The 9,524-nt window shown below is 60.9% G+C and carries 7 protein-coding genes; 4 read left to right on the forward strand and 3 right to left on the reverse strand.

The window, feature by feature from the left end:
• Positions 1-143: 143 nt before the first annotated feature.
• Both EN991_RS11385 and EN991_RS11390 read right to left on the reverse strand, forming a co-directional pair.
• A complete protein-coding gene (locus EN991_RS11385; protein WP_127368766.1) occupies positions 144-1,523 on the reverse strand; it encodes a pyridoxal-dependent decarboxylase in 1,380 nt (459 codons plus the stop codon).
• 49 nt (positions 1,524-1,572) lie between these two features.
• Entirely contained in the window at positions 1,573-2,160 is a 588-nt protein-coding gene (locus EN991_RS11390) for a hypothetical protein (RefSeq protein WP_127368767.1), read from the reverse strand.
• A 338-nt stretch (positions 2,161-2,498) separates the two neighbouring features.
• Here EN991_RS11390 and clpP point away from each other — a divergent pair, with 338 nt between their 5' ends.
• The 4 genes from clpP (at position 2,499) to EN991_RS11410 (ending at position 7,989) form a co-directional block, all read left to right on the forward strand.
• Positions 2,499-3,128 carry an ATP-dependent Clp endopeptidase proteolytic subunit ClpP gene (gene clpP / locus EN991_RS11395; protein ID WP_127368768.1) on the forward strand — a complete coding sequence of 210 codons (630 nt, stop codon included), beginning with the start codon at positions 2,499-2,501 and terminating at the stop codon, positions 3,126-3,128.
• 297 nt (positions 3,129-3,425) lie between these two features.
• Positions 3,426-4,700 carry an ATP-dependent Clp protease ATP-binding subunit ClpX gene (gene clpX / locus EN991_RS11400; protein ID WP_013532190.1) on the forward strand — a complete coding sequence of 425 codons (1,275 nt, stop codon included), beginning with the start codon at positions 3,426-3,428 and terminating at the stop codon, positions 4,698-4,700.
• 306 nt (positions 4,701-5,006) lie between these two features.
• The gene (gene lon / locus EN991_RS11405; RefSeq protein WP_013532189.1) at positions 5,007-7,418 is read left to right on the forward strand and encodes an endopeptidase La; all 2,412 of its coding nucleotides are present in this window, start codon (positions 5,007-5,009) and stop codon (positions 7,416-7,418) included.
• A 298-nt stretch (positions 7,419-7,716) separates the two neighbouring features.
• Positions 7,717-7,989 (forward strand): HU family DNA-binding protein, encoded by a 273-nt coding sequence (locus tag EN991_RS11410; protein WP_006201846.1) that lies wholly within the window; start codon positions 7,717-7,719, stop codon positions 7,987-7,989.
• A 260-nt stretch (positions 7,990-8,249) separates the two neighbouring features.
• On the opposite strand, the gene EN991_RS11415 is transcribed toward EN991_RS11410, so the two are convergent.
• Complete coding sequence (locus EN991_RS11415) at positions 8,250-9,272, reverse strand: aldo/keto reductase (protein WP_127368769.1); 1,023 nt, start codon at positions 9,270-9,272, stop codon at positions 8,250-8,252.
• Positions 9,273-9,524 lie beyond the last annotated feature (252 nt).

Raw genomic sequence — 9,524 nt, forward strand, 5'->3', positions numbered from 1 at the left:
GGCATGCTCCGGCCACGGCTACAAGTTCGGCGCGGCGGTCGGCAGGCGCGTTGCCGCTGCTGTCGGCGATGGGGATATCGCCGGTCTGAAGGCATGGCTGCGGGCGGAGGTCGCCTGAAACACGAGGCCAAATCCGCAGCGGTTCAATGATTGAGTTCGTCTGCGGCGGCAATGACTTCGGACACAATCGCCCGAACGTCATCCAAGGTCGTCCTGTGATTGACGAAACACGCCCGCAGCGCGAATTGACCGTTGATCGTTGCATTCGACAGATACACGCGGCCGCGCGCGATCACACGGCGCAGGATCGCTTCATTGTCCTTAGAGCGGTGACGGAAACAGACCGCGCTTAGCGATACCGGCGCAAGCTGCTCAAGCTCCGGCTGTGAAGCGATTGCCTGTGCCAGCATCTGGGCATGGTAGAGATCGCGCGCGATGGCTTCGCGATAGGCACGGCGCCCGTGATACTGCAGCGACATCCAGAGCTTCAGCGCACGGAAGCGCCGAGACAGTTCGATCGACTCTTCAAAGAATGCAAATGCTTCCGTTGGGTCTTCGCTCAATATCCTGACGTAGTCGTCGCTGTGCGAGAAAGTCGTGCGCGCAATGTCTGGGTGGCGATTGAGCAGGCAGCCGCAATCGAGTGGCTGATAGAGCCATTTGTGCGCATCGAGCGACAGCGAATCCGCCAAAGACAGTCCCTGGAACTTTTCCGGGACGGTCAGGGCCGCCAGTCCCCCATAGGCCCCATCGACATGCATCCACAACGCTTCCCTGCGGGCAATGTCTGCGATTTCGGGAAGGGGATCGATCGCACCGGAGATGATGGTGCCGGCCGTGGCCACGATGGCGATGGGCATGTTGCCGATGCCGCGGTCGGCTGCAATAGCTGCCTGGAGGGCATCCGTCCGCATCCTGAATTTGTCGTCGACAGGGATCAAACGGAGATTTTTTCTACCGATCCCCAACAGCGCGACGGCCTTGGGAATGGACATGTGCACTTGCTCGGAAGCATAGATCACGCACGGTCGCACGCCTGTTTCGTTGGCTGGCAGCTTCGCTTCCCGCGCCATCGCCAGGGCCATGAGGTTCGCCGTCGAGCCGCCGCCGCACAGGCTGCCTGTAAATCCGGGGCAACCGACAGCCTCCGCCAACCATTCGACGACGGCGCGTTCGATCGATGTCGCAGCCGGTGCCGAGCGCCACGACGTCACATTCTGATTGAGCACCGCAGCCAGCAATTCCCCCAGCGCGCCGATCGGTTCGCCGGAGCCGACGACATAACCGAAGAACCTGCCGGTTGAAGGCCGCACATGCTCCGCTATCGACTTGAAATCCTGCAAGACTTCCCGACCACGACCGCTCTCCTGCCAAGGCCGCGAGAAGAGTTCCGTCGTCTGTTTGCCGCTGGTCGTGGGATACGTCCGACGTTCCTCGAGGGAGGCCCAATAGCCTTTGGCAAGCGCCAAGGCTTCTTCGGCAAGGTCTGACAATTCCTGATTGGAAATTTCCAGGTCGCGCATGCCCTCAGCCCAACGGAGATCCGCTGCGAAGCAGGGTACGCCATGCGCGCTAATCCTGGCAATGCCTGGGAATATGCACCCGCCGCCAACTGGATGAGCCTTCCCGGACCAACACACGACGCGCGACGGTCTGGTAGGAGGCGGGGACATCGATGACGCGCCTTTGTTCCGGCCGCACCAGCACCTCCTCGGCGATGCTGTCATATTGTGCGGGAATGACGACGCGCCGCGTGCGTTCGGGCTGGATCACGACGGTCTCTGCGACGCGTTCGTAGCGCGCCTTGTGCCATACCTTGCACAGCACCTTGCGGCCATGGATGACGCGCCATTCCCAGGAATAGCCGCCATCGACCCGGACCGTACGGTAGACGGTGCGGGTGACGGCCGGTACGATCTGGTAGGTCACTTGCGCCGGAACGGTCATCACGACGCGCTCGCGCGTGCCATAGATAGGGGCGATATAGTCGACCTGCTGACCGGGCGGACTGATCATCACGTCTTCATAGACCGTGTCATAGACGGCCGGACTGCGGACCGGCTCATAACATTCGACGGCGCGGCCGCCGGCCGCCGTCTGCGAAATCGTGCCGAGCACGGTCAGGCCGGCAATGGTGAAGCATGCGGTTTTCCCGGGCATGGCACTCCCCCTGTTGAACTCTATGCATAAGTTCAACGTTGAATTGTAGAGGAAGCCGTCTCGGAAAAAAGCGGTTTCGGCGCATTTCGTTAAGTGACGCGGTTAAGAAACTGCTACGTTGCGGGGCCGGCGATGCGGCTCCGGACCCGCGGAAGCATCCGCCGCCGCGAATCCTTGGTCAGAAAGCTTGATTCGACTTACCCAGATGGCTAGGAGGGGTCGGCCTTGCACAAGGACGAGCCGGCATCCTATTTACGGAATAACGATCCAGAACCGATTCTGCCCGATCTGCCGGCATTCCCGGCGCCGGAATCCCACCGCGAGATAAGAGATACCTGATGAAGAACCCCGTCGAAACCTACATGAACCTCGTTCCGATGGTGGTCGAACAGACCAATCGCGGCGAGCGGGCCTACGACATTTTCTCGCGCCTCCTCAAGGAGCGCATCATTTTCATCACCGGTCCGGTCGAGGACGGGATGGCGACGCTGGTCTGCGCGCAGCTTTTGTTCCTCGAAGCTGAGAATCCGAAGAAGGAAATCAACCTTTACATCAATTCGCCGGGCGGCGTCGTCACCTCGGGCATGGCGATCTACGACACCATGCAGTTCATCAAGCCGGCCGTGTCGACGCTCTGCATCGGCCAGGCGGCTTCGATGGGTTCGCTGCTCCTGACTGCCGGTCACAAGGACATGCGCTTTGCCACGCCGAACGCCCGCATCATGGTTCACCAGCCTTCCGGCGGCTTTCAGGGCCAGGCATCCGACATCGAGCGCCATGCCCTGGATATCATCAAGCTGAAGCGTCGCCTCAACGAGGTCTACGTCAAGCACACCGGCAAGAGCTATGAAGAGATCGAGAAAACGCTCGACCGCGACCAGTTCATGACCGCCGACGAAGCCAAGGATTTCGGCCTCATCGACAAGGTCATTTCGTCGCGCGAGGCGGCCGAAGGGGCGCTGGCATAAAGGCAAGTTGGCAGTTGGATGGCACCATCACGCGCTTTTGGCGCGTCTTGCGGCATTTCGGCCACAATTGGCTGTTCCCTCGGGGGACAGGATTGCCTACGTTAAGGCTATGTTGAGTTTCGGCGGCTTAGCTTTATGCGGGGTTGTCGCGAATCATTGCCACGTTTTCTGATTTGTGTTTCGTACGGAATGCGTTGCGGGAGCCGGGACACACTGGCGGCGGCGGATTCCCGCGATAGATAGAGTATGCGCCCTTTCAGCCAGACCATCGGCGGGCGGCCATGAAAGGACATGAAAATGAGCAAGGTCGGCAACAACAGCGGCGATTCCAAGAACACGCTTTACTGCTCGTTTTGCGGCAAAAGCCAGCACGAAGTGCGCAAGCTGATCGCCGGTCCGACGGTCTTCATCTGCGACGAGTGCGTCGAACTCTGCATGGACATCATCCGTGAAGAGAACAAGACCTCGATGGTGAAGTCGCGCGAAGGCGTGCCGACACCGCAGGAGATCCTCAAGGTTCTCGACGACTATGTCATCGGTCAGCCCTACGCCAAGCGCGTGCTGTCGGTGGCGGTCCACAATCACTACAAGCGCCTCGCGCATGCCGGCAAGAACAACGATGTCGAACTGGCGAAGTCCAACATCCTTTTGATCGGCCCGACCGGTTGCGGCAAGACGCTGCTCGCGCAGACGCTGGCCCGCATCATCGATGTGCCGTTCACCATGGCTGACGCGACGACGCTGACCGAAGCCGGCTATGTCGGCGAGGACGTCGAAAACATCATCCTGAAGCTGTTGCAGTCGGCCGACTACAATGTCGAGCGCGCCCAGCGCGGCATCGTCTACATCGACGAAATCGACAAGATTTCGCGCAAGTCGGACAATCCCTCGATCACCCGCGACGTGTCGGGCGAGGGCGTGCAGCAGGCGCTCTTGAAGATCATGGAAGGCACCGTCGCCTCCGTGCCGCCACAGGGCGGCAGGAAGCACCCGCAGCAGGAATTCCTGCAGGTCGATACAGCCAACATCCTGTTCATCTGCGGCGGCGCCTTCGCCGGGCTGGACAAGATCATCTCGGATCGCGGCCGCAAGACGTCGATCGGCTTCGGCGCGGTCGTCGCTTCGCCGGAGGATCGCCGCACTGGCGATGTTTTCCGCCTGGTCGAGCCCGAGGACCTGTTGAAGTTCGGTCTTATCCCTGAGTTTGTCGGCCGTCTGCCGGTCTTGGCGACGCTGGAAGACCTCGACGAACCGGCGCTGATCCAGATCCTGACCGAGCCGAAGAACGCGCTGGTCAAGCAGTATCAGCGGCTATTCGAGATGGAAAATGTCGACCTGACCTTCCATGAGAACGCTCTTTCGGCGATCGCCAAGCGCGCCATTGAGCGCAAGACCGGCGCGCGCGGCCTGCGTTCGATCATGGAGGCGATCCTGCTCGACACGATGTTCGAGCTTCCCGCACTCGAAGGCGTGCGCGAAGTGGTGATTTCGGAGGAGGTGGTGACCGGCAGTGCCCGGCCGCTCTACATCTACTCCGAGCAGAAGGAAAAGAAGGGCAATGTCAGCGCCTGACATGAGCCCGCAGCGAAATTCTGAAACGGCGCCGCAAGGCGCCGTTTTGCTGTCGCACAGCGGTTTTGCGCGGCGTACGGGCTGGCGTCGCAAATGTGTCACTCGCGGACGGGTTGGGAGTGCGGATTTGGACACGCCCCTTGATCTTTGGGGGTCGTGCATCCAACTAACTGGAGAAGGCCGAGGTGCCCGATTTCTGTGCTGTAAAACTCCCGTCACAAACGGTGGTAGGCGGAACGATCCCCGGTCGTTAATATAAGATTCGCGGTTGGCTCAATTAGCGGCCGCGACATGAAAGGTTGGACAATGGCCAAAGTATCCAAGGCACCCAGCGACGGCGTCTTCGCAGTTCTCCCACTGCGCGACATCGTGGTGTTCCCGCATATGATCGTTCCGCTCTTCGTCGGGCGTGAGAAGTCGATCAAGGCGCTGGAAGAGGTGATGGGTCAGGAAAAGCAGATCCTGCTTGCCACCCAGATGAATGCCGCCGATGACGATCCCGAGCCCGATGCCATTTTCGACATCGGCACGCTCGCCAATGTGCTGCAATTGCTCAAGCTGCCCGACGGCACCGTCAAGGTTCTGGTCGAAGGCGCTTCGCGTGCGAAAATCGTCTCGTTCACTGACCGTCCCGATTTCCACGAGGCCCGCGCCGCGGCGCTGGTCGAGCCGGAAGAGGAAGAGGTCGAGGTTGAGGCGCTGGCGCGTTCGGTCGTCACCGACTTCGAGAATTACGTCAAGCTGAACAAGAAGATCTCGCCCGAAGTGGTGGGTGCTGCCAGCCAGATCGACGACTACTCCAAGCTCGCCGACACGGTTGCCTCGCATCTCGCCATCAAGATCCCCGAGAAGCAGGAGATGCTGGCCACGCTTTCGGTCAAGGAGCGGCTGGAAAAGGCGATGGGCTTCATGGAAGCCGAAATCTCCGTCCTGCAGGTGGAGAAGCGCATCCGCTCGCGTGTCAAGCGCCAGATGGAGAAGACGCAGCGCGAGTACTACCTGAACGAGCAGATGAAGGCGATCCAGAAGGAACTCGGCGAAGGCGAGGACGGCCGCGACGAGGCCGCCGAGATCGAGGCGCGCATCAAGAAGACCAAGCTCTCCAAGGAGGCCCGCGAAAAGGCGGAAGCCGAGTTGAAGAAGCTCCGGACGATGTCGCCGATGTCGGCTGAATCGACCGTCGTGCGCAACTATCTCGACTGGATCCTGTCTATCCCGTGGGGCAAGAACTCCAAGGTCAAGCAGGATCTGGCTTTCGCGCAGAACGTGCTCGATACCGACCATTTCGGCCTCGACAAGGTCAAGGAGCGCATCGTCGAGTATCTCGCCGTGCAAAGCCGCCAGAAGAAGCTGAAGGGGCCGATCCTGTGCCTCGTCGGCCCTCCCGGTGTCGGCAAGACCTCGCTCGGCAAGTCGATCGCCAAGGCGACTGGACGCGAGTTCATCCGCATGGCGCTGGGCGGCGTGCGTGACGAGGCCGAGATCCGTGGCCACCGGCGCACCTATATCGGCTCGATGCCCGGCAAGGTCATCCAGTCGATGAAGAAGGCCAAGAAGTCCAACCCGCTCTTCCTGCTCGACGAGATCGACAAGATGGGCCAGGACTTCCGTGGCGATCCGTCATCGGCGTTGCTCGAGGTCCTCGATCCGGAACAGAATTCGACGTTCATGGACCACTACCTCGAGGTCGAATACGATCTGTCGAGCGTCATGTTCGTGACGACGGCGAACACGCTGAACATCCCGGCGCCCTTGATGGACCGCATGGAGATCATCCGTATCGCCGGCTACACCGAGGACGAGAAGATCGAGATCGCCAAGCGGCACCTGATGCCTAAGGTGATCCGCGATCACGCGCTGCAGCCGAAGGAGTTTTCCGTCGGTGAGGACGCGATCCGCGCCATCGTCCAGACCTACACCCGTGAAGCGGGCGTCAGAAGCCTCGAGCGCGAGCTGATGAAGCTCGGGCGCAAGGCGGTGACCGAGATCCTGAAGACGAAGAAGAAGACGGTGAACATCACGGCGGCGAACCTCGCCGATTACCTCGGTGTTGAACGCTTCCGCTTCGGTCAGGTCGAGGCTGACGATCAGGTCGGTGTCGTTACCGGACTCGCCTGGACGGAAGTCGGCGGCGAGCTGCTGACGGTCGAAGGCGTCATGATGCCCGGCAAGGGCCGCATGACGGTGACCGGCAATTTGCGCGACGTGATGAAGGAATCGATTTCGGCGGCGGCCTCCTATGTCCGCTCGCGCGCCGTCGATTTCGGCATCGAGCCGCCGCTGTTCGACAAGCGCGACATCCACGTGCACTTGCCGGAAGGCGCCACGCCGAAGGACGGCCCGTCTGCAGGTGCTGCCATGGCGACAGCTATTGTGTCGGTACTGACGGGTATTCCGGTCCGGGCGGATGTGGCGATGACCGGCGAGATAACGCTTCGCGGCCGCATCCTGCCGATCGGCGGGCTCAAGGAGAAGCTGCTCGCCGCACTGCGCGGCGGCATCAAGAAGGTGCTGATCCCGGAAGACAATGCCAAGGATCTGGCGGAGATTCCGGACAATGTGAAGAACGGCATGGAGATCATTCCTGTCTCACGTGTCGGCGAGGTGTTGCGCCACGCGCTGGTGCGTATGCCGGAGCCGATCGAATGGGTCGAGCCGGTCAATCCGCCGGCTGCGACAGACAGTGCCGACGACGCTGGAAAGTCCCTGGCGCATTAGAGCGCCGGGCGTCCATCTGGACGCACAAAGGACGCTCTAACGCTTAGACTTGCGCATGGCCCTTGCCGCAAACCGGCTACGGTTTTCGGGGCCATGCGTTGGTTTTCGTCGAGGTTGCAGCGCACAAACGGAGAGCCGGGCCTGACGCCCGGCTTTTTCATGTGAAAAACCCCGGAATTCCGGGCTTTTTCCGCTTTTTTCCTGCCTTTTCGACTTGGTTGCGGGAGCGCTTCTTTCTAAAGTCCGTTTCCTGCCGGATGAGTCGATAGTTCCGGTGTTCTCATGGAAGGGAATTTTTATGAACAAGAACGAACTGGTGTCCGCTGTCGCCGACGCCGCGAGCATTTCGAAGGGTGACGCGCAGTCGGCGGTCGATGCGGTATTTTCCGTGATCACCGGCGAACTGAAGAAGGGCGGCGATGTCCGGCTTGTCGGCTTTGGCAATTTCACCGTGTCAAAGCGTGCCGCCTCGACCGGCCGCAATCCTCAGACCGGCGCCGAAGTGAAGATCCCGGCGCGTACCGTGCCGAAGTTCTCGGCCGGCAAAGGCCTCAAGGACGCAGTCAACTAAGCGTTTTTTCTTTTCAGAGACCTCAGAAAAGCCGGGCTTGCCCGGCTTTTCATTTTGGTGCCCTACGTTGGTTCATGCGACCAGAAAAGCCGGGCTTGCCCGGCTTTTCATTTTGGTGCCCTACGTTGGTTCATGCGACCAGAAAAGCCGGGCTTGCCCGGCTTTTCATTTTGGTGCCCTACGCCGGTTCATGCGACCAGAAAAGCCGGGCTTGCCCGGCTTTTCATTTTGGTGCCCGACGCTGACGCGACGCGGCCGGCTTATGCGGTCGGCGCATCAGTGCGCATAAGACCTTCCTCCTTGAGGTCCGCCCAAAGTGCTGCGGGCAGTTTCGCATCGAGCAGCGAGCGATTGCTCTCGACTTCGCTCGGCCGTTGGCCACCGGGGATCACCGAAACGACTGAAGGATGCAGCAGCGGGAATTGCAGGGCGGCCTCGATCAGCCTGACACCATGACGCTTGCAGACGTTCTCGATCCCGGCGACCCGGTCGAGTATGTCCTTCGGCGCTTCGGAGTAGTTGTAGTAGGATCCGGGCTTCGGCCCTGTTGCGAGGATGCCGGAGTTGTAGGGTCCGCCGAGAACGATGCCGATGCCGCGTGCCTGGCAGAGCGGCAGGAAGGACGTCAGCGCCTCCTGTTCCAAGAGCGTATAGCGCCCCGCCAGCAGGAACAGGTCGAAGTCGCCGCGCTCAGCCAGCGTCTGCGCGACCTGCCACTCATTGATGCCGCCGCCGAACGCCTTGATCACGCCCTGGTCGCGCAGCGACAGCAGGCCGTAATAGCCCGAGCGCATGAACTCCTCGATGCGCCGGTCGGAGGCTTCCTTGCTGCCATGCGTGAAGATGTCGACATCGTGCACGAAGAGGATGTCGATCCGGTCGACGCCGAGGCGCTCAAGCGAGGCTTCGAACGAGCGCATGACACCGTCATAGCTGTAGTCGTACACCTCGCGGCGTGATGGCGTGTCGAAGAACTTGCCGATGCCGGTGCGCTCTTCGGGCGGGCAGGCACGCATGATGCGGCCGACCTTGCTCGACAGCACATAGTCGTCGCGCTTCTTGCCGCGCAGGAACGGGTTGAGCCGCGTTTCCGAGAGGCCGAGCCCATAGAGCGGCGCGGTGTCGTAGTAGCGGCAGCCGGTCGCCCAGGCGGCCTCCAGCGTGGCGTTGGCGTCCTCGTCGGAGACGGCACGGTAGAGATTGCCGAGCGGCGCCGCGCCGAAGCCGAGCTCGGTGAAACTGATGCCGCCATTGCCGATGCGGTCGAAATGCCGTGTCTTCATATCCTGCCGTTTGCCTCGCTTGATTTGTCTGACATGACACTATCACGCCTGTGATCAGGCAAAAGCATAGCTGCGCGTTGGACACGCATTTTCACGGTTGCTAGCATAACGAAATCAAGCTGTTCGTGGCAGCAAGAGCGGCAAATACCAGGGTGATTTTTCAATGGCGGGGTTTCGGTGAGGGACAAAAGAAAAAGCCTGTTCGAGACCTCACCTGGGGGGGGGGGTGGCGTGGTGGCACGCCTCGACCGA

This window comes from Mesorhizobium sp. M7A.F.Ca.US.005.03.2.1, from assembly GCF_003997795.1.
GTDB lineage: Bacteria > Pseudomonadota > Alphaproteobacteria > Rhizobiales > Rhizobiaceae > Mesorhizobium > Mesorhizobium ciceri.

Bases quoted from the DNA above. Each gene is read 5' to 3' on its own strand.
- EN991_RS11385 (WP_127368766.1), bottom strand. From the start codon at position 1,523: ATGCGCGACCTGGAAATTTCCAATCAGGAATTGTCAGACCTTGCCGAA.
- EN991_RS11390 (WP_127368767.1), bottom strand. From the start codon at position 2,160: ATGCCCGGGAAAACCGCATGCTTCACCATTGCCGGCCTGACCGTGCTC.
- clpP (WP_127368768.1), top strand. From the start codon at position 2,499: ATGAAGAACCCCGTCGAAACCTACATGAACCTCGTTCCGATGGTGGTC.
- clpX (WP_013532190.1), top strand. From the start codon at position 3,426: ATGAGCAAGGTCGGCAACAACAGCGGCGATTCCAAGAACACGCTTTAC.
- lon (WP_013532189.1), top strand. From the start codon at position 5,007: ATGGCCAAAGTATCCAAGGCACCCAGCGACGGCGTCTTCGCAGTTCTC.
- EN991_RS11410 (WP_006201846.1), top strand. From the start codon at position 7,717: ATGAACAAGAACGAACTGGTGTCCGCTGTCGCCGACGCCGCGAGCATT.
- EN991_RS11415 (WP_127368769.1), bottom strand. From the start codon at position 9,272: ATGAAGACACGGCATTTCGACCGCATCGGCAATGGCGGCATCAGTTTC.